The following is a 22,768-nucleotide window of genomic DNA, read 5'->3' as shown; positions in this document are numbered from 1 at the left end:
TCCGGAACCGGCCGTGTGAAGGGCACCCGGAGGTAACCGGGAATCTTTACGTTCCAGTCATGCTCCGTAAACTCCTCGCCGTGGCGCTGACCGTTCTCGCGACCGGTACCGTCGCCGTTGTGCTGCACGAACCCGACCCCGCCTCCGCCGACCGCCGTGCCCGCGAGCCCATCGTCATCGGCCACCGCGGTGCCAGCGCCCACCGCCCCGAGCACACGCTGCTGTCCTACGAGACCGCGATCGCCCTGGGCGCCGACTACATCGAGCCCGACCTCGTCTCCACCAAGGACGGGGTGCTCGTGGCCCGGCACGAGAACGAGATCGGCGGCACCACCGATGTGGACAGCCGCCCCGAGTTCGCGGCCCGCCGTACCACCAAGACCATCGACGGACGGCCGGTGACCGGCTGGTTCACCGAGGACTTCACCCTCGCCGAGCTGAGGACGCTCAAGGCCGAGGAGCGCATCCCCGACCTGCGCCCGGACAACACCGCCTTCCACGGCCTGGCGCAGATCCCGACCTTCGAGGAGGTCGTCCAGCTCGCGCATCGGCACGGGGTCGGCGTCTATCCCGAGACCAAGCACCCCACCTACTTCGACTCCATCGGGCTGTCGCTGGAGGAGCCGCTGCTGGAGGTCCTGAACCGGTACGGCTGGAACGGCCGGCGGGACCCGGTCTTCATCCAGTCGTTCGAGACCGCCAACCTGCGCGAGCTGCGCAGGAAGACGCGGCTGCCGCTGATCCAGCTGATCAACGCGACCGGCGCGCCGTACGACTGGGTGGCCGCCGGCGACCCGCGCACCTACGACACCATGGTGACCCCCGAGGGCCTGCGCGAGGTGGCCCGCCACGCCGACGGCGTCGGCGTGGACACCCGGCGGATCGTCCCGGTCGGCCCCGACGGCCGCCTCCTGGAGCCCACGACCCTGATCAGGGACGCCCACCGGGCCGGTCTGGCGGTGCACACCTGGACCATCCGCAACGAGAACTCCCAGCTCCCGGTGGACTTCCGGCTCGGCGACCCGGCCAACCCGGTCTTCCCGCGCGCCATGGGCGACGTGGCGGGCTGGCTGGACAAGCTCTACCGGCTCGGCCTGGACGGCGTGTTCGCCGACGACCCGGGTGTCGCCCGGGCCGTCAGGGACCGCGTCTTCTCCGACCGCTAGGACGAGTGAATCCTGAAGCGGCAGCGGAGGGTGCGGCGCGTGGCCGGCCGGGCACGCCGTGCCCGCTTCCGGCCTCAGGACATGTCCGTCCAGGCCACGGAGCCGCTAGGCCACTGAGGCGACTTCTTCCATGGGGCGCAGCTCGTCGGCGTAGCTGACCGAGACGCGGCGCATGAGGCCGGTCTCGCTGATGGAGTACTGGCCCATGCGCCACAGCGGCGGTGAGTAGGCGTGGATGGACACGCTGCCGTGCTCGGCGCCGGTCAGCCGGTGGATGTGGTCGGGACCGAAGGAGAACGACTCCCCGGCGGAGACCACCGTCTCCAGATGCTCGCCGCCGATGCGCGGGTTGCACTCCAGCAGCGTGCCGGCCACCACCCGGACGGCGCCGGAGGAGATGTCGTGGTCGTGCCAGCCGGTGTCGTCCTCCGGCCGCCAGCACAGCAGCCAGACGTCCACGTAGGAGTCCCGGTAGAGGGAGGCGTAGTGGCGGCCACCCTCTTCGGGGAACCGGACGTGCTCCTCCCAGCGGGAGGGGTCGGCGGCCAGCTCGTCGACCAGGTCGCGCAGCTCACGCCGGTCGAGGGTGCGCTCGGGCAGGGAGGCGAAGCTCATCGCGGGCCTCCGGAGAGCGTGCCGGCTGCCGGCAGCCCGGCGGACTCGAAGGACGCCAGGGACCCGAAGGACGCGAGGGGCGCTCCGAAGAGCGCGGGAAGCGTTCCGGAGGGCGCAAGGAGCGCACAGCGCTCACGGCCCTGGGACTTGTTCACGTGTGAGACTCCTTCCGGTTCAGCAGGCGGACGGGGTTGGTGACGGCGACGGCGTGCCGGGCGGCGTCGCCGAGGGCGGGGTCGGGGGCGGTGGCGTAGGGCTGGTCGGAGCCGTTGACCACGACGTCGACGCCGAGCTCGCGGACGATCGCGTCGATGGCGCGGGGACCGTAGGAGGAGGTCTCCACGAACACGCCGGGGTCCACCCGCCCGCGGCCCGGACCGCCCCGGTTGATCAGCCGCTCCGAGTGGAGCGGGGCCAGCCCGGCCAGCAGCGCGAAGCAGACCCGCAGCCGCGGGTGCCGGGGGCGGCCGAAGGCGGCGAAGGCGAACCAGGCGGCGTGCATCTGCTGCACGTACGGCACCACCGCGGGCCACCAGCCGGGGATCTCGGAGCGGCCGGCCGGTCCGGGGTGCACGAAGAGCGGCAGGTCGCGCGCTTCCAGCATCTCCAGCAGCGGGGCCGCGGACCGCAGGCCCTCCTCGGTGCCGACGGCCGTCGCGGGCAGCTGCAGTCCGGCCGCGCCCCGGTCCAGGACGGCGCCGAGCCGTGCCGGGTCGGGGTCGGCCAGGCAGGTCGCGGCCCAGGCGCCGAACGGGGCGGGCAGGGCGAGGGCGTCGTCGTGGTAGGCGTCGATGATCGGCCAGGCGTCCCCGGGCGGCAGGTCCTCGACGCCGAGCGGGCTCGACAGGGACACCAGGGCCAGGTCGAGGCCGCTGTTGCGGGCCAGGCGGGCGTCGGGGTCGTGGTCGCGGGGATCGACCTCGTAGGGAGGCTCGCCGTCGAGGTGGAGAGTCCAGCCGTCGAGGCGGGGCGCGGCCGTACGGCGCCGCAGCGCCTCCAGGAACCCCGGCGTCCACAGGTGCTGGTGCACGTCGACGGTCACTTCCACCTCCCTTTATTGTCATTCCCTACCTAGAATACAGGCAATCCCGATGACCTTGTGACATCTTCAAGTGATACGGTTCAGTGAACCGTTTCAGTGAAACGCTTCAGATGACGTCCTGTCAATCGGCGGACGCCCGGGGCACAGGTGGAGGACACCTCCCTGTCGGTCCGGAGGCATAGGCTTGGCTGGTGCCGCAGCCACGCAAACGCGCGACGATACGCGAGGTCGCCAAGGCCACCGGACTGTCCCCCGCCGCCGTCTCCTACGCCCTGCGTGGCATGCAGGTCTCGGAGGAGACCATGGAGCGGGTCCGCAAGGCGGCCGACGAGCTCGGTTATGAGGCCGACCCGATCGCCCGCGCCCTGGCCAGCGGCCGGACCGGGATGATCGGCCTGCTGTGCGGCTCCCTGGAGGACCTCTGGCAGCAGGCGCTGGCCGTCGGCATCGGCCGGGCCCTGAAGGACAACGGCCGCTACGCCCTCATCCTCGACGCGGCGGGCGATCCGGCGCGGGAGCGCAGCCTGGCCGGGCAGCTGCGCGACCAGCGGGTGGACGCGCTGATCGTGCAGCCGGTGGATCCGGCCGGCGAGTTCTGGGCGCCGATGTGCGACGGCCTGCCGGTGGTGGCCGTCGGCGACGCGCTGGCCGGGGCCCGCACGGCGGGAGAGGTCGTCTTCGACAACCGGGCGGGCGTGACGATGGCGCTGGAGCACCTGCTCGAGCGCGGGCACCGGCGGGTCGCGGTGCTGACCCCGACCCGGGCGAGCACCCCCGACCGCCCCGCCGACATGCACGTCATGGCGGAGGCCGGGCGGTTGAGGATGGACATCGAGGTCGTCACCGCCTCGCAGGCGCTGGCGGACGCCACTCTGGCGGCCGACCGGGCGCTGGCCGCCGGGCACCGGGCGTTCTTCTGCTTCGCCGACTCGATCGCCTACGGGGTCTACGCCGCGGCGGCCGAGCGGGGGCTGGCGATCCCGGGCGAGGTGACCGTCATGGGCTATGACGACCATCCGATGTCCGGGCTGCTCACCCCGGGGCTGACCACGGTCGACTGGGACATCGACGGCATCGTCCGCGCCGCCGTGCGGATGGTCGTCGGCGCCGTCGACGGCACACCCCACCGCCGCCGCATCGTCCAGGCGCCCCAGCTCCGCGAGCGCGGCTCGGTCGGCTGAGACGCCTGGCCCGGCAGGTGGGTGCGGCTCAGCCGGGTGGCGCGCCGCCCGTCGAGCGCGGGCCGGACAGCGGCGTGCGCGAGAGACCGAGGCCGGGCAGCAGTGAGCGGGCGAGACCGAGATCGGCGTCGAGGGGACGGTCGGCCATCGCGGGGTCCAGGGGGCTGTCGCAGGGCAGCCCGCGCTGGCGCAGCGCCCTGACGGCGGCCACCAGCTCGCAGGCCAGGACCGCCTCCAGGGGCCCGGCGGCGCGCAGGGCGGCCCGCGCGGCCTGGGGGGCGAAGCTCGCGTGGTCCTCGGTGCCCAGGGAGAGTACGGCGGTGCCGAGGGTGACCGGAGCGGCGAGGTGCCGCAGATCGGCCAGGGCGGAGTGGGCGACGTACTCCAGGATCATCACTCCGGACAGGCCGGGACGCTCGGCGAGGAAGGGCAGCAGGCCGGTGTGGCCCGGGTCGGTCAGGGTGGCGAGCCGGGCGGCGCTCAGGGACGCGGTCTGGACGATCCCGGCCCGCAGGGCGTCGAGCGCCAGGGCGACCCCGGCGGAGTGGAAGGCCCCGTTGTGCCAGGCCCGGCCCCCGGCGATCAGCGGGTTCTCGGGGGAGGCGTTGAGCTCCGCGGTGACGGCCTCCCGCGCCCGGTCGAGGGCGTCTAGCGCGGCGGCGTGGACCTGGGGCATGGTGCGGTAGCCGTACGGATCCTGGACCCGTGGGGGAGCGGTGGGGCCGACCAGCTCACGGAGCCGGGCCGCGACCGCGCGCTGGTTTCCCGGACGCTGCACGGCCTCGGCCAGCGGTTCGGGGGAGGCCTCGATCGCGCGGAAGGAGTGGGCGGCGACGGCGACGGCGGCGTCGAGCAGGACGCGCAGCCGGTGCACGGCCAGTGCGGCGTCGGCGAGGGTGGCCGCGCCGGAGCTGATGAAGGGCAGCGCGTCCTCGGGGGCCAGCGCGAACCGGGGCGCGCCCTGCCCGGCGTCGGGCCGGGGCGCGTCCTGCCCGGCCGGGAGCGGAGGCGTGTCCTCATCGGCCGGCGGGGAGGCGTCTTCCCGGGTGGTCTCCCGGCGGGCCTCAGGGGAGAACGCGCGGCCGGGGGCGACCCAGGCGATCTCGCCGAGGAGGCACAGGGCGGTGGTGGCCAGGGCGGTCAGGTCGCCGGTGCCCAGGGCGCCGTAGGTGCGGATCGGCGGGGTGAGGCCCCGGTTGATCACCTCGGCGAGGACGGCCAGGAGCGCGGGATCGAGACCGGAGCCGCCGGCCAGGAGCTGGTTGAGGCGGACCACGAGGGCGGCGCGGGCCCGCGGGCGGCCGACCCGCGGGCCCGCGCCCCCGGCGTGGCTGCGCAGCAGGTCGAGCCCGGCGGACTCGACCGCGACGCCCTTGTTGGCGCCCACCCCGGTGGTGCGGCCGTACAGCGGCCCCTGGAGTGAGCGGGCGGTCCGCCAGGCGGCCTCGGCGCGCTCCAGGGAGCCCAGCAGGATCCCCGCGCCGTGGGCCGCCCGGTGGACGTCCTGGCAGGTCAGGCCGGTGCCGTCGAGGACGATGGTCATCGCCTCGGCCGTCCTGACCGCTTGGAGCCTCTCACCTGCGCCGGCCGTTCTCCGATGCCCGGGTCGTCCGTACCGGCTCAGTCGCCGAGGACCAGGTCGAGCAGCCAGCTGATCACACCGACGATGAGCGCGCCCCAGAAGGCGGCCCAGAAGCCGTCGACGTGGAAGGGCAGGTCGAGCTGCTCGGCGATCCAGCTCGTGAGCAGGAGCAGGCCGGCGTTCACGATCAGGGCGAACAGGCCGAGGGTCAGGATGTAGAAGGCGCATCCGACGGTCTTGATGATCGGCTTGAGGACCGCGTTGACGAGACCGAAGATCAGGGCGGCCGCGAGCAGCGTCAGGATGTTCTGGGTGGTGGTGCCTCCCTCGACGGTGATGCCGTCCACGAGTTGGGTGGCCGCCCACAGGGCGGCCGCCACGATGAGGATTTTTACGATGATCTTCACGTTGGGGCGTCCTCGCACGGTTCGTCGGATGGGCGGTTGGTCTTCCTGGTCGTGACGGGTATGTCGCCGTCGCCGATATACCAAGACACTAGACAGTCTGGAGGTCATCGTGGCGCTCGACGTACCGTGACCGCGGTGCGCCGGGCGCGGCGGCGGAGAGATGTCCGCTCGGCGTCCACGATTGTGCATGATCGCTCACATCTGTGGGCAGGGTGGCGATGGAGGGGGTGGGTTTGGTGGAAACGGACCAGCTGCAGGAGATGTCGGCCCAGGAGTTGCATGACCGGTCGGTGCGTTACGCGGTGCGCCACGGGGACTTCGGCTTCCTGTGGGAGCTGCTGAAGGTCATTCCGGCGGCCGAGGCGGCCAGCGGCCACGACGGTGAGACGGCCAACGATCTCACCAGGGTCTCCGCCCTGCTCAGCGACGCCATGGCCTCGGGAGAGGGCGAGCTCGGCGAGGCGCTGCGTCCGTTCTACATCGACTACCTGTCCAAGCACCCCGACGCCTGACCCCCGCCGCCCGAGCTGCCGGCTTCGATAGGGTGATCGGAAGTCGGCGGAGGCAGTCGGCGGAGGGGAGTGCACCGTGGCGTCGGTGAAGGTGGAACGGACCGAGGACGGATTCGTCGCGCGCAACGACCGCGGCGCCGAGGTCGTCATGGGCGGCGGTGACGAGCAGGGCGCGTTCACCCCGGTCGAGCTGCTGCTCGCCGCGCTCGGCGGTTGCAACATCGTCACGGTCGAACCCCTCACCGCCCAGCGCGGCCACCGCCTGGTCCGCCTGGCGATGACCGTCCACGCCGAGAAGGTGGAGACCTCGAAGCTGGGACCGATCACGATCACCTACGACGTCGAGCTGCCCGAGGGCGACGAGAAGGCGGACGAGGTGTTCCGGGCGGTCGCCCACCGGGTCGAGGAGCGATACTGCACGGTGAGCCGCGCCCTGAGGGACGAGACCCAGGTGATCCTGGAACTGCCCGGGTCATGAGCGGACCGGTCCCGGCTATACCGGGTCAACTCTGGCTGTAGGCCCAGAATCAACCTGTGTATGACGTGCACGTTGCAATCGGCTCGCTAGTGTTGAAGCAGGTCAAGGAGACCTGTGAGCCCCACGGGGGCGCACGAGGACTTTTACCGGAAAGGACGCGGGGGTTCGCGTCCCTACGCGGAGCCGCCGGAGTCTTGGGGGAGACGAAGGCAGAGCCCGCGAGGTAGAGGCGGGGCCGGACGGTTGGGGGAACCGTCCGGCCCCGTACCTTTTCCTGGGCCGAAGCTCCCGGTGCCGGAGTTCCACGGCCCCGGCCCCGTACCTCCGCCGGGCCCGTACCTCTGCCCGGCCTCGGTTTCCTCCCTTGCGTCCCCGTAACTCCGCGATGTGCTTTCCACCTGGTGAGGCTGCTAGAGTTGACCCGTCGCAAGCGCCGCTAGCTCAGTTGGTTAGAGCAGCTGACTCTTAATCAGCGGGTCCGGGGTTCGAGTCCCTGGCGGCGCACAGACGAGAAATCCCAGCCCACCCCAGTGGGCTGGGATTTCTTCATTTCCCGGACTCCAGCGGCATGTCCGGGATGTGGCGGTGGGGCCGTTCGGGGTCGACGCGGGCCTGCTCCAGCGCCGCGTAGACCAGCCGCTCGAACTCGTCCTTGTCGCGGATGAGGGGGTTGGCCCTGACCACCTGGGCGATGATCTCGGCGCGGGTCTTCGTGAAGCTGCGCTTGAGGGCGGAGACGAAGGTCTTCGGCTCCTCGGCCCAGGCGACGCCGGGGCTGACGATCGAGTAGAACGGGGCGAACCCCTCACCGACGTCCTCGGGGCGGATCGCGCCGTCGATCGCTGAGACGATCTTGTCGCCGACCGGGTCGCTGCTCGTGTCGTCCGGATCGGCGAGGCCGTAGTACAGGACGAGCTTGTCGTGTTTGACCAGCTCCGCGCCGGTCCCGGCAGTCGTGGAGAGATAGATCTTGTACTGCCGGAAGTGCTTCTTCGTCACCGGGTCGGTGAACAGCCCGTTCAGCGCACGGGCGACCCGCAGTCCCGCCTCCTGCGAGTTGACGTTGACGATGATGCGCCGCATCCGCCGCCCCTGGTCGCTGCCGCCGTTCTGGTTGTACACCCGGAAGTAGTCACCCCGGGTCACGGACTCGTCGTCGTTCTCCGGCCCTCTCGGACGTGCGGGCGGGTCGGTCAGGGGGTCGAACTTCTTCCAGCCCCCCTCGTAGTCGGCGAGTTCCTGCCGGTACCTCCGCCACGCGCCGCGGTGCTTCTTGACCCGCTGGCCGACGACGGTGGCGTTCGGCTGGGTTTTGAAGGCGAGCCACTGATCACGCGTGATGGGTTCCCTCATGTAGCCGGAGCTCGCCTTGCCCATCAGGTCGTAGATGCTCTTCTGGAGGGCGTCCGGGGGCCGTTTGAGCCCCGTCGCCGCGTCGTAGTACTGGTCGTAGATCTGGTCGAGCGTCTGCCGGGCCGCCTGGCGGTTCAGCGCATAGCGCTCCTGGTCCGACATGCCCGGCCTGAACGCCGGCCGCCGCCCGGTCGCGACCCGGATGGCCGACTTGCTCACCTTGAGCGGCTCGGACGGCCCGGACAGGCCGGGTGGCCCGTCCGGCCGCAGGCGCTCGGAGGGCGCCCGTGAAGGGAGAAGGCTCAGCGAGTCCCGGGACGACCCGGGCACGGCGCGCGGGACGAGCGGAAGGAACTCGCTCGCGTGCTTGCTGATCTTCTTTCCGCCGTCCCGCCTGCTCTCCTTCCTCGACGAGGACTCCTTCGGCCTGGAGGCCGAGGAGGGCGTGGAGGTCGAGGACGCGGAGGACGCGGGCGGTCGGCGGGAGGGGGCGGGCGTGGGCCGGTGAGGGGGCGTGGTCATTCGATCACCTCCGCGAGGTGCCTGTGGGGCCGTTCGGGGTCGACGCGGGCCTGCTCCAGCGCCGCGTAGACCAGCCGCTCGAACTCGTCCTTGTCGTCGATGTGGGGATGGGTCCGGACCACTTCGGCGATGATCTCGGCGCGGGTCCTCGTGAAGCTGCGCTTGAGGGCGGAGACGAAGGCCTTCGGCTCCTCGGCCCAGGCGATGCCGGGGCTGATGCGCGAGTAGAACGGGGCGAACCCCTCACCGACGTCCTCGGGGCGGATCGCGCGGTCGATCGCGTCGACGATCTTGTCGCCGACCGGGTCGCTGCTCGTGTCGTCCGGATCGGCGAGGCCGTAGTACAGGACGAGCTTGTCATGCTTGATCGGGCGCCCGGCCATGCCGGGCTTCCTGGAGAGATAGATCTTGTACTGCCAGAAGTGCTTCGCCGTCACCGGGTCGGTGAACAGCCCGTTCAGCGCGCGGGCGACCCGCAGTCCCGCCTCCTGCGAGTTGACGTTGACGATGATGCGCCGCATCCGTCGTTTCTTGTTGCTGCTGTCGCCGTTCTGGTTGTGCACCCGGAAGTAGTCGCCGCGGAGGATCGCCTGCTCGTTGTCCTCCGGCCCCGCCGGCGGCGTCGGTGCGGCGGCGAACGGGTTGAAGCGGTCCCAGCTGCTGCGATAGCGGGCGAGCTCGTGCCAGTATCTCTCCCACTCCTGTCTGGCGTTGCCGACCCCCTGGCTGACGACGGTGGCGTTCGGCTGGGCCTTGAAGGCCCTCCACTGCAGGTCTGTTATCGGGACCTTCGCGTAGTCGGAGGGCGCCTTGCCCATCAGGTTGTAGATGCTCTTCTGGAGGGCGCCCGGGGGCCGTTTGAGCCCCGTCGCCGCGTCGTAGTACTGGTCGTAGATCTGGTCGAGCGTCTGCCGGGCCGCCTGGCGGTTCAGGTCGTAGCGCTCCTGGTCCGACAGGGCCACCGGTGTGGCCAGTACGGCGCGCCTGGTCAGGCCTCTGACGACCTTGGCCGACCCGAGCCGGTCGGGTTCCTCGTCCACCACGGCGATGCGCCGCGACGGGTTGACCGTCTCGGGGAACACCGGCGGGTGGACGGACTTGACCGGCGCGGACCCGAACCCGGACCCGGAGCCGGCCGGCTTCTGCTTGCGGACCTGTTTGCGGGAGGACTTCGCCTTCGGCGGCTTCCGGGAGAGGGGCGAGAACATGCGGGCACCTCGCTCACTTCACGCCGGCGCGGTAGGCCAGCACGAGACCGATGGTGGTGAGCGCCGACCTGTCGCCCTCCAGGAGGAGTCTCCACGGAGGCCCGCCGACGTTCAGGCCGGGCGTCCTGAGCAGCCTGCCCTCGTCGAGCGCGAGCCGCTGGTCCCCGTTGAGCAGGAGGCGCGCCCCGGCTCCGCCGTACGAGGCGTAGACGCCGGTGATCTGGCGCCCGCTCATGCCGGGCAACAGCTCGGGCGTGAGCGGCAGGACCAGCTCGGGCTCCCCGCTCTCCTGGAAGTCCGCCCAGGCCTGCGGGAACTCGGCCGCCACGTCGACGAACCGGGCGGCGGGGTACGGCTTGAGCATGCCCCTGACCGCGGTGGCGAACGGATCGCCGCCCTGCTGGGCCGCGTACTTCACCGTGATCGTCACATCGGTCAGATCCGCGCGCGGCCTGCCGGACAGCCGCCACCGGGAGATCGCCCCGGTGCCCTCGAAGGGCAGGTAGCGGTCGTCGTCGAAGCGGAGCTCGAACAGCCCGTTGTTGTCCCGGTACTCCTCCAGGTCGGACAGCGCGATCTGCTGGCTCGGCCGCCAGTCGGCGCGCAGCGAGGCGGGCGGCGAGCCCTTCGGGTCGAGCAGGAACTTGACCGCCTTGGGATCGGGCGACAGCACGACCCTGTTGTCCAGCTGGGTGAGCGTGGCCGGGACGCCCACCGGGCCGTCGGCGCTCTCGAAGGTCACCGACACGGTGCGGATCTGGCGCCGGTAGTGGCCGGGGAAGTCCCGGTCGAACAGCGCCTCGGTCAGCGCGAACTCGCACGTGCCCCCGTCCCGGAAGGCCAGCAGCGCGAGCGGGTCGAGGGCGAGCAGCGAGACCTTCTTGACGATCTCCAGCCCGCGCCGGTCCGCCTCGACGTACGCCTTGCCCAGCCGTTCCAGGTCCAGTGCCAGGCTCTCCCCGGCCTGCAGGCCGCCGCGCCTGCTGTCCCAGTACGTCGGCTGGATGAACGTCTCCGACAGGCCCCGCTCGAACTGGTAGGCGCGCTCGGCCGAGCGGGCCAGGTCGTAGGCGAGGTTGTAGGCCTGGAAGTACGTCCCCGACAGCCGGCCGGCCATCCAGCCGTATAGCTGCGCGCCGGTGAACTTCTCGGTGAGGAACGCGTTGACGGCGTCGAGGTTGGCCGCCTCCCGGTTGAGGATCTCCAGCTCGCGCTGCGCGATCGCCGCCTGCAACTCGGCCGCCGCGATCTGGTGGCCCATCTGGGCCGCGTCGGTCCTGGCCATGCCCAGTTGCAGGCGCCAGTCCTGCTCCTGGCGGTCCTGGTCGGCGCGTACGGCGAGGACCTCGCCGATCGAGCTGAAGCCCTGGCCCAGCGTGGAGGAGACGTCCGAGATCGTGTTGAGGGCGTTGCCGACCTCCTGGCTGCCCTCCCTGATGCCCACGATGAACGGGCCGACGTAGACCTCCGGGCCGGACAGCGCGAAGGCCGCGGCGATCTTGATTCCGCTCGCCACGAAGTTCGACACCGTGGCCAGGGACAACATCGAGATCTGCGCCTGCTGGACCGGGGTCAGGCCCTGGGCGACCAGTTTCTCGTAGTGGCCGACGCGCTCCTCGGCGCCCTTGAGCGCGGCCTGCAGCTCGGCCAGCGTCTCGTTCGCGATCCTGACCTGGGCCTCCTTGACGGCCCTGGTCATCTCGACGATCCCCGCCTCCTGCCGGTTGTTCAGCAGCGACAGCTGCTCGATGTCGCGGCGCTCCAGGTGGCCGAGCAGGTCGCCGCCGTACTGCCGCAGCTGGCCGACCAGGTCCTGCGCCTTGCGGAACAGGAACGCGAAGCGGTGGTCGGGGACCGCCGCCGCGGGCCCGGCGGTGAGCCGGTCGAGCGGGGCGCCCGCCGCCCTGCCGCGGACGAGCGCCATGACGTCGGCGGGCGGCTCGAACAGCGGCACCGGCCGGGCGATGCCCATGATGTCCAGCGACTGCCGGATCTTGCGCAGCCGGTCGTCGACCCGCGTCCAGTACTCGTGGAAGGCGGCGTTGTCCGGCACGTAGAAGTACGGCCTGGCGATGCTCTCGTTCACGGCGCCCGCGCCCTGCAGCATCGCGCCGCCGGCGGTCAGCGCGGCCACGTCACTCGAAGCGTCCTCGGCGGCCGGCGCGGACACACCGCCCGGACCGTCCTCGGCGGTCAGCGCGGCCACGCCGCTCCGGCCGTCGCCGAGCTGCTCGTAGGCGGCCGCCGGGGGCAGCGCCCGCGGCCCCAGGTCGAAGGGGCGCTCGCCCAGCAGGTCGTGGGCGAAGATGTACAGCATCCGCGCCTCGTCGAGGCTCTCGCCCGTGTACTGCCGGAAGAGCATGTCACCCCAGTCGAGGATGTTGTCGATGTAGGCCATGACCACGGCGCGCCGGTAGGCCACGGGCCGCAGGTCCGCGATGGCGTGCGGGTCGAACGGGTCGTCCAGGTAGGCCCGGATCAGGCTGTCCCGGTCGCCCAGCAGGTCGTACTGCCGGCGCAGATGGCCGAGCATCTCGACCAGCTCGCTGTCGGGGAGCGCGGCCCGGACGGCGTCCAGGCCGCTGCCCGCCAGGTCGTCCAGGAACGTCAGCTCCGCCGGCTCCAGCGGCCGGACCTGCTGGAACGCCGGGGCGAGGGCCTCCACCTTCGTCAGGATCCCGTCGTATGCGGTGATCTTCCTGCCCTCGGCCTCCCGCCGGCAGGCCGACACCAGCGCCGGGATGTCGATCGCGAGGAACGGCAGGAAGCGCCAGTAGTCGTTGCGCCGGGTGGGGTCGAAGACGTACTCGTACCACTGCCGGGCGTCCTCGAACCGCTGGGCGCCGTTGAGCGCCTGGGCGATCAGCAGCGGCGCGTGGAAGAAGATCTCCCAGTAGTAGATGCCGTTGGAGCTCTGGAAGTCCAGGTGCGAGCCGGTCGGCACGCCCGCCTTCCAGACCTCGGGCCTGACCTGGATGGTCGTGGCGTCGGTGCGGGTCTGGCTGAACTTGGGCAGCTCGTCGGTCTCCTGGGTGGAGGGCGCCAGGAGCGCGGCGACGCCGCCGGTCAGGAGCTCGCGGTTGAGCCGGTAGGCCGTGCTCGACGTGAGCCGGATGACCTCGTTGGGCAGGGCCGCGATCTCGTACGGCCGCACGACCGTGTCCGTCAGCGGGTACTCGGCGTAGGTCGTCCCCTTGAAGAAGTAGAGCGCCTCGCCCTCCAGGACGCTGTCGTAGCCGCCCTCCGGCAGGCCCCGCCAGTTCCCCTGGACCGGGATCCAGGGGAAGGCGGCGTCCGGATCCCGGTCGTCCATGACCGCGTAGTCGTCCCCGCTGAAGACGTATCCGCGGAAGACAGCCTTGAGCCGCCGGGGGAGCGGCCGGGGATACCCCTCGTCGACGTAGTCCGGGACGGCGCCGTCGCCGCCCAGGGTGTAGCGGTGGAACTCGTCGCCGGAGGTCAGGAACAGCCGGTTGCCCAGGACGTAGGCGAGGTCGACCGTTCCGGTCCGTGTGACGTTCGTCGGGACCCGCCCGAGCGCCCGGGTCGGGCGCGGCGTCCTGTCGCCGGGGACCGTGTACGTCCCGGCCTTGTTGTCGAAGGTCACGGCGCCGTCGCCGGAGGGGAAGGACGGCGCGTCGGCGGAGCGCGCGGGCGCCCTGCCCGCGCTCCGGTCGGGTGTCCCGTCCGGCAGGAACCGGAAGTGCTGATCGTTCCACCCGAAGTGGATCCTGCCGTCGGACAGCCGGGTCGCCCAGTCGACGCGCTGCCATCTCGGCAGGTTCTCGTCGTTGTCCGCGATGAGCTTGGGATAGCCGGGATCCAGGTCGGGGAAGCGGGTGTAGCGGTAGTACTCCCTGCCAGAGAAGAGGTAGACGACGTTGTCGCGCACGAGGGCGGCGTCGACCACCCCGGTGCGGTTCAGGTTGGTGCCGATGACGCCCCAGCGCTCGGCGGTGGGCTTCTTGGTCTGCGCCGAGCTCTCCTTGTCCGGGGGCGTGGCGATGTACCGCTGCGAGGCGTTGTCGAAGAAGTACATCGTGCCATCGCCCGCCCGGAACGCCGCGTCGATCTTCGTCCAGTTCGTCGGGAGCCGGTCGGGGTTCCTGGGCAGCGGAGACCACGGATAGGGCGTGCGGGGCGCGCCGACCGGACGGCACAGGAAGCTGCCGCCCTTGTGGTCGACGCTGAACCACGGCCCGTCGGGGGAGTCTGCCGGCATGTTGAAGCGCACGATCGGCGGCACGGGCTCGGCGAACACCTTCCGGGGGTCCGTGGGCCGCGCGGGCGGCACGGTGCCCTGGGCGCGCAGCGCGTACAGCTCGGGGGTCAGCGAGAACGACGACTTGACCGTGACGGGGCCGGCCGCCTTGGCGACTGTGTAGGTGCACTGGACCACGATCGAGTCGTGGTCGCCCGGCGGGCCGCCGGGCAGGTGCCGCGAGGCCTGGACGTACAGGCCGACGCCGGAGACGGCGCCCTCCTGCGGCGCGTCGGCGGCCAGCAGCTGGGCGGTGCTCCACTCGCCGTTGAGGTTGCGGAACGCGTAGAAGATCTTCACCCGCGGCGTCGGGGCCGGGGCGGACACCTTCTGGCTGTCGCCGTCCTTCCTGGCCACGATCGTGGTGCCCGCCAGGTTGTCGGGTGAGACGTTCTCGACGACCGTCCAGAAGACGAAGATTCGCCCGAACGCGTGCACCGGGTCCACCACGTCGGCGTCGATCTGGACGTCCACCTTCTGCCAGGCGTCCCAGCTCGCGCTCAGCTTCTCGCCGTCGTGGAACTCGGCGCTGCGGAAGTAGTACCGCCGCGGCGAGGTCCGGGTCCGGCCGAAGAGCACCAGCCGGCGTTCCCCCTCGGGGGCGTCGTCGGCGGTGTAGACGTACCCTCCGGCGATGGCCAGGCGGGAGACCTCGGTGTACTCGTCGAGGTACTTCTTGTAGGCCCTCTGCACGGCCTGCGGCGTGATCTCCTCCTGGAGCAGGTCGTTCTCCAGCGTCTGGAACGCCGGGGTCTTGGCGGGCCGCAGCTCCGGGCGCAGATAGTTCTCCGGGTACAGGAAGACCTTCCGGTTCGCCTCCCAGACCCGGTAGTTGCGCATCCACGCCCACCACGTCTTGATCCGCCTGCGGACCTCGGCGCTGTCGCCGGAGACCTCCTCCAGGTCGAGCAGGTAGCGGTGGACGAAGAGCTGGGTGGCGGCGATGGCCTCGCGGACCCGGGAGGTCGTGCCCGCACTTCCCATGTCCACGTCGATCAGGAGCCGCCCGAACAGCTCGCGCGAGCCGGCGTGCCCGCGGTCGGCCAGCAGCGACACGAGCGCGTCGCGCTTGAGCACGTTGAGCTCGTCGTGGATCCGCCTGATCACGACGGGATCCTCGACCAGCGCGGACAGGACGGTGCCCGCCGCCTCCAGGTCGCCGCTCCCGTGGATCTTCGACCAGACGGTCTCGTAGACCTCCCTCGGGCCCAGCCCGATCTTGGCGGAGGCGGCGAACAGGCCGGTGAGCCCGAGCAGGAACTCGATCTCGAACCGGGCCTCCTCCTTCGTCCCGGCGACGAGGAGCTCGCCGTGCCGCCGGGCCCAGCGCAGCTCGTCCATGTCCCAGCCGAACAGCGCCGACAGGTAGTGGTACGGATCCTGGGTCCCGGTCAGCAGGAACGCGGGCAGCCCGTCCGGATGCGCGCGCACCAGCTCGGCGAAGCGGGTGATGACGTTGACGTCGCTCAGCCGGTAGTCGGCGGTGCCGGACCAGCGGTGCCGGAACTCCTGCGGGAAGGTGCGGTCCACCCGGTGGTAGTCCGTGCCGGAGTAGCGGACGTACTGCTCGCCCTTGAGCAGGTAGGTGCGCCCCTCGAAGACGAACGCGCCGTCGGGCCCCGCCTCGAAGGCGGCGGGCAGGTCGCCCCAGTCGTCGCGCACGGTCCGCGGGAACCCCTCCTCCACCAGGTCGGGCATGCCCGGCCGGTAGCGGATGTACTGCCCGCCGGCGAAGGCGTACAGCTCGCCGCCGGGTGCCACGAACGCCGCATCGACGCGCTGGTCGGTGAAGGCGTTGCGGACCGTGCCCCAGCCGGGCTCCTTTCCGAGGAAGTAGCGCATCCGGCCGTCGAGCCCCTTGAAGGCCGCGTCCACCCCGTCCTGGTAGCGCTCGGGCACCGCGAAGTCGGCGTCGTCGCGCAGCGACCTGGGGTAGCCGTCGTCGACGTAGGAGTAGTCCTGGCCCGAGTAGCGGACGTACTGGTCACCGGAGAACAGGAACGTCCTGCCGTCGTCGGTGAAGGCCGCGTCGACCCGCCCGGCGACGGTGTTGCGGATCCGCCCGACGACCTCCAGCGGGAAGCTCGCCGTGAGCTCGCGCGAGGCCACGTGGCAGCCGCCGCCCGCGAACGCGTACACGTTCCGGTCGTTGGCGATCACCGCGTCGAGCGGACGGGTGAGCGCCTCCTCGAAGGACTCGGGGAAGCTCCTGAAGGCCTCCTCCCTGCGGAGGTTGCCGGCCGTCTTCTTCGGATAGCCCTCGTCGACGTAGCGGTAGTCGGCCGTGGAGTAGCGGACGTACCGGTCCCCGGAGAACAGGAACGTCGTGCCGCGCCAGGTGAACGCCGTGTCCACGGTCGTGCCGAACGGGTTGGCCGACAGCCCCCACCGGTCACGGATCATGGCGGGCGCGCCGAAGGACCCGTTCTTGTAGGCCGCGTACCGCGTGCCGAAGAAGAAGTAGGTCGTCCCGTCCCGGGCGGTGAACGCCGTGCGGAGCGTGTCCTCGGGTTCCATCCCCTGGCGGTAGCCCCGCCAGATCCGCTCGATCGGCCGGGGGCGGGACCAAGTGCCGGTCTTCTCGTCGTAGGACACGCACCGGTCGCCGCCGAGCAGGATCATCGTGTCGCCCTCGAACAGGACGGCGTCGGGCACCGGGAAGCCCTGCGGGGACTGCCAGAACGTGGCGTCGGCGACGGCCGGGTACCCCTCGTCGGGGACGGCGTAGTCCGCACCGGAATAGCGCAGATAGCGCCGCGTGCCGCCGGCGTCGGGCTTCTCGAACAGGTAGGTCGTCGTCCCCCGCACGTAGGCCAGGTCGACGCTGGTCAGCCCGGCCCAGCGGTCGCCGATGAGCTGCGGCTCCCCGCCCGGCTCGATCACGAACTGGTCCCCGCTGAACAGGTAGACCCGGCTGTCCCGGCCGACGAAGGCGGCGTCGACCGCGCTGTCCAGGTAGATGGTGTTGCGCGGCCGGCCCCACTCCTCGGCCAGCGGGTAGGGGTGGCCGAGCTGGGTGTTGAAGCACAGCGGGCCCTTGAACAGGTAGGTGGTGCCGTCCGCGCCGCTCAGGACCGCGTCCAGGCCGGTCCGGAACTCCGGCGGCACGGTGCGCAGGGTCCTGGGCCGGTACGGCGAGGCCGACGGCTGCCGCTCCTCGATCGAGGTGCGCCTGAGCCAGCCCTCGGGCCCCTCCGTCATCACCGAGCCGTTCTCGATGAAGGCGCAGCTCACGCCCTGGTAGCCGGGGTAGGCGCGGTACGGGGCGCGGGACACGGCGTGTCCCCGCTCGCCGCGGAAGAGGTAGGCGGTGCGCCGGTCGGAGAAGGCCGCGTCGACCCCGTCGAGCGTCACGCCCAGCGCGGCCAGCCCGGGTTCGGTGCCCAGCGAGGCGACGTCGCGCGGGTAGCCGTACTGCACGACCGCGTAGTCGCCGCCCTCGTAGCGGACGTACTGGTCCCCGGAGAACAGGTAGGTGTAGGTCCGGGCCGTGTCGACGCCGTCGACCTGCTCGGTCACGTCCATGACCAGCGCCGCGTCCACCCGGCCCGTCCGGGCCAGGTTGTTGGCCACGTTCCCCCAGAACGCGCCCACCCGGGCGGGATAGCGGTCGTCGACCCTCGTGTAGTCGCCGGTGGAGTAGCGCACGTACCGGTCGCCGGAGAACAGGTAGGTCCGGCCGTCCCGGCCGACGAAGGCGGCGTCGATCCGGTCGAACGGGATGCTGTCCCAGTGCTCGCGGATGCTCAGCGGCTCCGACCACCAGCGGTGGATCGCGTCGAACCAGACGTACCGGTCGCTCGAGAACAGGTACGTCCGGTCGTCGGCGCCGGTGAACACGGCGTCCACCGGGCTGAGGCCGAGGTTCCACCAGTCGTCGGAGAGCGGCTTGGGGAACCCGGCGTCCGGCGTCCGGTAGTCCCGGGTCGAGTAGCGCACGTAGAACCGGGCGCCCTCGCCGTACACCTTGATCCGCAGGCCCTCGCGCCTGACGGTGATCGGGATGCCCTCGTCGGTCTCCAGGCGCCACTCCGGCGCCTTGCCGGTGATCCGCACCGGCGTGAGGCCGTGCTCCTGGAAGCGGTTGCGCAGCCGGGGGGAGACCCGGTCGGCGTCGAGCTCGCCCTCCCACTCGACCGGCAGCTCGAACAGCTTCCCGCCGGCGCCGAACAGGTAGGCCGTGCCGTCCATGACGAACGACGCGTCCACGCGGGTCAGCCCGCCCCAGTCGGCCGCGATCGAGCGCGGGTAGCCGGTGTCCACGACCGTGTAGTCGTCCCCGGAGTAGCGCAGGTAGGTCTCGCCGCCGAACAGGTACGTCCTGCCGTCGAGCCCGACGAACGCGGCGTCGACCGTGCCGCCGGGCAGGGCGGGCGGCAGCACGCCCCAGCGGTCGGCGGTCCTGACGACCTTGGCGCGGGCCCCCGTCATCGCGACGGTCCGGCCGTTGCGGAACAGGTTCAGCACGCCCGCGGTGTCGACGAAGGCCGCGTCGATCGACCCCTCGAACTCGGCGGGCACGTCGTGGATCAGCCGGGGGTGTCCCTCGTCGGCGAGGACGCCGGGGTTCTCGATGCTGTCGGAGTAGCGGATCACCTGGTTGCCGGCGAACAGCCGGGCGGCGGTCCCGTCGGAGTACGCCGCGTCGATCCGCTCCGCCCCGGTGAAGGTGTTGCGGACCCTGCCCCACTTCTCGGAGATCGGCGCGCGCGTGTCCCCGCACTGCCAGGTCGTCCCGGTGAAGAGGTGGATCCTGCCGTCGGGGGACTGGAAGGAGGCGTCCACCGGGTCCTTGACCGCCGAGCCCCACCACTCCGACGCGCTGCGCGGGAAGCCCTCGTCGACCGCGGAGTAGTCGCCGCTGGAGTAGCGGACGTACTGGTCGCCGCTGAACAGGTAGGTCCTGCCGTCCTTGTCGACGTAGGCGCTGTCGATGCGCGCCGGGTCGTCGAAGGCGTTGCGCACCTTGCCCCAGACCTGCTCCCCGGGCGCCCAGCGGGTGCCGCCGGGCTCGCGGGTGAAGACGCGGGAGAGACCGTCGGTCCCGTGCCCGACGAGCCACTCGGTGGCGTCGGTGTAGGTGAAGGCGGCATCGATCGCGACCAGGTCCGCGAGCGCCGGGGACAGCGCGGTGAGCGGCCTGGGCACGGGGCTGAGCGGGGCGTAGGTGGCCCGCGGGTAGGTCCAGTACCCGCCCTCGCCGAACGCGTAGACGTTGCCGTCGAAGCTCTCCAGCACCGCGTCGAAGCGCTCGATCCCGGCGGGGAGCGCGAGGGGCTCGGGGAACTTGCCGGCCAGGTCCTGGTCCCGGAAGACCACGGCGATCTCGGTGGGGTCCAGGCCGAGCTTGCCCGCCAGCAGGGCGAAGCGCCGCACCCTGCGGTAGGTGAGGCGGAAGTGCGGGTCGGCGGGCACCGCGACGAGGTCCTCGCCGTCCGTCAGGACGGGCGCGGCCAGCACGTCCATCGGGCGGTCCGTGATCGCCTCGCAGATGGCGGCGACGGTGGCCGGGGGCACGCCGAAGGCGTCGGCGAGCGTGCCGTACAGCGCCTGCCGCTGCTCGGCGGCGCAGCCGGTCAGCAGGCCGAGCACCTCGTCCATGGCGGCCGACAGCTCCCGGGCCACGGAGTGGATCAGGAAGAAGATGTCGGCGCCGAAGTCCTGGAGGCCCTCCAGGGTGAAGCCGAGGACGTTGTTGACGTTGCCGAAGTAGTCGATCCGGTCCCAGGGCACGGTGAGGCCCTCGGTGATATGGCCCTGATCCACCAGCAGCGCGAGGACCCGGTCGGTCTCCTCCTCGAAGCCGAGGTCGAGCAGGGCCTCGCGGGACAGCCGGTACGGCGCCTCGTCCGCCTTGACCACGGTGATCTGGTCGTCGACGACGGCCCGTTCGGTCGCGGTGAAGTCGCCGTCCCTGCCCTCGAGCACGCGGTGGCCCATCGCGCGGTCGGCGATCTCGGAGAAATCATCCGGCGTGAACGTGTACAGGTCACGCCGATATTCGGCTATTTGCGCCTGGATCGTGTCCAGAATGGATTTCCGGCGGGGATGGAACTCCAGTGCCAGCCCGAAATCGGTCGGCTTCAGGGAAATCAGGGCTGATTTGTCGACGTAATTATTGTTCTGGTCGATGTAGCCGTTGAAGCGCAGGCTTTCGAGCAGCTTCTCGTCGTCGATCTCGGGGGCGAGCGGGCCCTCGCGGAACGCCGTGATCCGGTCGTTCAGCACCTCGAAGACGTCGTCCCGGACGTCGGACAGGTCGACGTTGACGGCGAACCGGTCCAGGTTGGCGGAGTCCAGGAAGAAGTCCGGGTCCGTCAGGTCGCCGTCCTCGGTCAGGTGGCCGTTGTGGATGAGGTTGTCGTACAGCTCGGCCTGCTGCGCCCCGGTCATGGTGTTGACCGCGGCCAGGTCGGAGGGGAAGAACGACGCGGAGCCGTTGACGACGGCGCCGATCGACTTGAAGAGCAGCTCGGCGTACGGGCCGAAGTCCCCGGCGAGCCGCGGGCCCACCGCGATCAGGGTCCCGTCCGCGCGGAGGTGACCCTGGTGGACCAGGTTCGAGAAGATCTTGGCGGCCAGCCGCTCGCCCAGGCCCAGGCCCAGGAAGTCCTCGGCCGCGACGACGCCGAAGTCGGTGACCGCGTCGTAGGCCGCCGGCCGGGCCCCGGCGAGGTCGAGGCGGAGCAGCCGGTCGTCGCGCGGGCTGACGACGGTGTCGTCGTAGGCGGTCAGGACGTCGTGGACGACCTTCGCCGCGCGCGGGCCGAACCGGTCGGAGACGAACAGCGCGGGGGAGAACGCGACCTGCTGGAGGGCCTGGTTGAGCGCGTTGACCTCCTCGGGGTTCTCCGCGGAGGGCCGCCCGCCGAGGATGTCGACGAGCTCGGCGCCGCCGAAGCCGCCGGATTGCATCCACGCCACGACGGCGAACAGCGTCTGCACCAGCCACAGGCTGCCCTCGTCGAGCAGCGCGAAGCAGTCCCGGGTGGCGGGGGGCGTGTCGTCGAGCACCGCGAACGTCGTGTACCTGTGCAGCGAGGGGTCGCTCTCCAGCGCGACGAGCACGTCGAAGAACTCGCCGGTGGAGACGCCGAGCGCCCTGGTGAGGCGGCCGGTGCGGCGCAGCAGGCCGATCTGGGACGGCCCGACGACCCCGCGGTCGAAGGGGCTCGGCTCCGACTCGGCGTACCGCGCGCGGTAGCGCGTCACGGTCTCGACGATGTCCGCCTCCGACACGTCGATCGCGGCCGACAGGCGGAAGCGGTAGTCCCGGTTGCGCGCGGCCAGGATGTCGCCCGAGCCGGTCTCGACCCCGGCCGGTCCGACCGGCGCGACCAGGTCGCACACCTCGGGGACGGACAGGCCGTGGACGCGCCCGAGGTGGATCACGACCGCGACGGCCCGCAGCGCGGCCGGGTCCAGGCGGTCGGCGCAGCACGTCGTCAGCACCTGGTTCAGCTCGGTGATGGTCAGGCCGGTCAGCCGGGCGAGGTGCACGACCCGGTTGGCACGCTCCAACCACGGCAGGCCGATTCCCTGAAGCGTGCGGCCGTCCTCGCTCAGGGTGACGCCGGCGAGCTCGCGCACCTGGTCGCCGGACAGTCCAGCCGCGTCGGCGAAGGTCTCCACGTCGGCGAGCCCGGCGGTCGCGGGGACCCCGTACGCCCTGGCGACGTCGGCCTCGCCGGACAGCACGGTCGTCACCAGCGCGACGTCCTGCCGGGAGAGCCCGAGGTACTCGCGCGCCACGATGTCGCGGTCCACGTGCGAGGCGAACAGGCGATACAGCTCCTCCGGGGTGACCTGGAGGAAGGCGAGGTACTTCTTCAGCCGCTCGTTGTTGAGAGAGAACGGCTTGCGCCCGGTGCGCAGGGCCTCGTAGGGGTCGCTCCCGGCGAGCTGCTCCAGCACCTCGTTGACGATGTCGAGGTAGGGCGTCTCGGTGAACGTGTTCTGCGCGTCGAGGACGATCTTCTTCAGGTCAGGCCGCCGTTCGAGGAGCGACGGCCGGCCCAGGGCCCCCTCCAGGAGCTCCAGGAGGTCGACGAAGTAGGCGGCGGGTGAGTAGACGGACCGGGCGTCGTCCTCGTCCCGGAAGTCCAGATCCCCGAAGAGCTGCTCATAACTGGGTGAAGAGTCGTCCCGGAACACGTCGTCCCCCCTCAGGAACCCCGACACAAGACGCCTCATGTTTGGGTAAACCTGAGTCCCCGAATACTCGCTAAAAGGTGACAATCGTAGTTTTCAGAAATTCGGCATGGGCAATAGAAGATCTCCCTCCGGCTCCCGCCGGTAGATCGCCGAAGCGGCGGGCCGGCGGCCGGAGTCCGAATTAAATCGCTGGTGTTCCCCGGTGTGGAACCCCGAAAATGTCAGTGCCGTTCGAGATGATGAAGGCGTGAAGGAGACTTAAACGATCAAGGGGGCCCCGGAGTCCT

12 protein-coding genes and 1 tRNA gene are annotated in these 22,768 nt (G+C 71.1%); 6 read left to right on the top strand and 7 right to left on the bottom strand.

Annotated features, from left to right (window positions below; translation table 11 throughout):
• Positions 1-59: 59 nt before the first annotated feature.
• Positions 60-1,166: a glycerophosphodiester phosphodiesterase gene (locus Psi01_RS14825; RefSeq protein WP_204064582.1), complete on the top strand. Its 1,107-nt coding sequence runs from the start codon at positions 60-62 to the stop codon at positions 1,164-1,166.
• 105 nt (positions 1,167-1,271) lie between these two features.
• Here Psi01_RS14825 and Psi01_RS14820 read toward each other — a convergent pair whose 3' ends face one another.
• Positions 1,272-1,781 carry a cysteine dioxygenase gene (locus Psi01_RS14820; RefSeq protein WP_204064581.1) on the bottom strand — a complete coding sequence of 170 codons (510 nt, stop codon included), beginning with the start codon at positions 1,779-1,781 and terminating at the stop codon, positions 1,272-1,274.
• A 151-nt stretch (positions 1,782-1,932) separates the two neighbouring features.
• Positions 1,933-2,823: an amidohydrolase family protein gene (locus Psi01_RS14815; protein WP_204064580.1), complete on the bottom strand. Its 891-nt coding sequence runs from the start codon at positions 2,821-2,823 to the stop codon at positions 1,933-1,935.
• Positions 2,824-3,014: 191 nt separating this feature from the next.
• On the opposite strand from Psi01_RS14815, the gene Psi01_RS14810 reads away from it, so the two are divergent.
• Positions 3,015-4,004 (top strand): LacI family DNA-binding transcriptional regulator, encoded by a 990-nt coding sequence (locus tag Psi01_RS14810; protein WP_204064579.1) that lies wholly within the window; start codon positions 3,015-3,017, stop codon positions 4,002-4,004.
• A 28-nt stretch (positions 4,005-4,032) separates the two neighbouring features.
• Here Psi01_RS14810 and Psi01_RS14805 read toward each other — a convergent pair whose 3' ends face one another.
• Both Psi01_RS14805 and Psi01_RS14800 read right to left on the bottom strand, forming a co-directional pair.
• Positions 4,033-5,547 (bottom strand): aromatic amino acid lyase, encoded by a 1,515-nt coding sequence (locus Psi01_RS14805; protein WP_204064578.1) that lies wholly within the window; start codon positions 5,545-5,547, stop codon positions 4,033-4,035.
• A gap of 77 nt (positions 5,548-5,624) precedes the next feature.
• Positions 5,625-5,993 (bottom strand): phage holin family protein, encoded by a 369-nt coding sequence (locus Psi01_RS14800; protein ID WP_204064577.1) that lies wholly within the window; start codon positions 5,991-5,993, stop codon positions 5,625-5,627.
• A 236-nt stretch (positions 5,994-6,229) separates the two neighbouring features.
• On the opposite strand from Psi01_RS14800, the gene Psi01_RS14795 reads away from it, so the two are divergent.
• The 3 genes from Psi01_RS14795 to Psi01_RS14785 all read left to right on the top strand — a co-directional run bounded on the left by Psi01_RS14795 (position 6,230) and on the right by Psi01_RS14785 (position 7,487).
• Positions 6,230-6,505, top strand: coding sequence for a hypothetical protein (locus Psi01_RS14795; protein ID WP_239127673.1), 276 nt, complete (start codon positions 6,230-6,232; stop codon positions 6,503-6,505).
• A gap of 76 nt (positions 6,506-6,581) precedes the next feature.
• The gene (locus Psi01_RS14790) at positions 6,582-6,983 is read left to right on the top strand and encodes an OsmC family protein (RefSeq protein WP_204064576.1); all 402 of its coding nucleotides are present in this window, start codon (positions 6,582-6,584) and stop codon (positions 6,981-6,983) included.
• A gap of 430 nt (positions 6,984-7,413) precedes the next feature.
• A tRNA-Lys gene (locus Psi01_RS14785) sits at positions 7,414-7,487 on the top strand.
• A 42-nt stretch (positions 7,488-7,529) separates the two neighbouring features.
• Here the strand turns inward: Psi01_RS14785 and Psi01_RS14780 are convergent.
• Positions 7,530-8,555: a T3SS effector HopA1 family protein gene (locus Psi01_RS14780; RefSeq protein ID WP_204064575.1), complete on the bottom strand. Its 1,026-nt coding sequence runs from the start codon at positions 8,553-8,555 to the stop codon at positions 7,530-7,532.
• A gap of 148 nt (positions 8,556-8,703) precedes the next feature.
• Here Psi01_RS14780 and Psi01_RS14775 point away from each other — a divergent pair, with 148 nt between their 5' ends.
• Complete coding sequence (locus Psi01_RS14775; RefSeq protein WP_204064574.1) at positions 8,704-8,844, top strand: hypothetical protein; 141 nt, start codon at positions 8,704-8,706, stop codon at positions 8,842-8,844.
• 10 nt (positions 8,845-8,854) lie between these two features.
• Here Psi01_RS14775 and Psi01_RS14770 read toward each other — a convergent pair whose 3' ends face one another.
• Together Psi01_RS14770 and Psi01_RS14765 are read right to left on the bottom strand one after the other, a co-directional pair.
• Positions 8,855-10,066 (bottom strand): T3SS effector HopA1 family protein, encoded by a 1,212-nt coding sequence (locus Psi01_RS14770; RefSeq protein ID WP_204064573.1) that lies wholly within the window; start codon positions 10,064-10,066, stop codon positions 8,855-8,857.
• A 13-nt stretch (positions 10,067-10,079) separates the two neighbouring features.
• Positions 10,080-22,520, bottom strand: a complete 12,441-nt coding sequence (locus tag Psi01_RS14765; protein ID WP_204064572.1) for a Tc toxin subunit A-related protein — start codon at positions 22,518-22,520, stop codon at positions 10,080-10,082.
• Positions 22,521-22,768 lie beyond the last annotated feature (248 nt).

The sequence above is a fragment of the Paraplanobispora siamensis genome, assembly GCF_016863175.1.
Lineage (GTDB): Bacteria > Actinomycetota > Actinomycetes > Streptosporangiales > Streptosporangiaceae > Planobispora > Planobispora siamensis.
Note: the sequence above shows the minus strand (reverse complement) of the source record. Positions and strands in the feature narration are given on the sequence as shown.

Bases quoted from the DNA above. Each gene is read 5' to 3' on its own strand.
- Psi01_RS14825 (WP_204064582.1), top strand. From the start codon at position 60: ATGCTCCGTAAACTCCTCGCCGTGGCGCTGACCGTTCTCGCGACCGGT.
- Psi01_RS14820 (WP_204064581.1), bottom strand. From the start codon at position 1,781: ATGAGCTTCGCCTCCCTGCCCGAGCGCACCCTCGACCGGCGTGAGCTG.
- Psi01_RS14805 (WP_204064578.1), bottom strand. From the start codon at position 5,547: ATGACCATCGTCCTCGACGGCACCGGCCTGACCTGCCAGGACGTCCAC.
- Psi01_RS14770 (WP_204064573.1), bottom strand. From the start codon at position 10,066: ATGTTCTCGCCCCTCTCCCGGAAGCCGCCGAAGGCGAAGTCCTCCCGC.
- Psi01_RS14765 (WP_204064572.1), bottom strand. From the start codon at position 22,520: ATGAGGCGTCTTGTGTCGGGGTTCCTGAGGGGGGACGACGTGTTCCGG.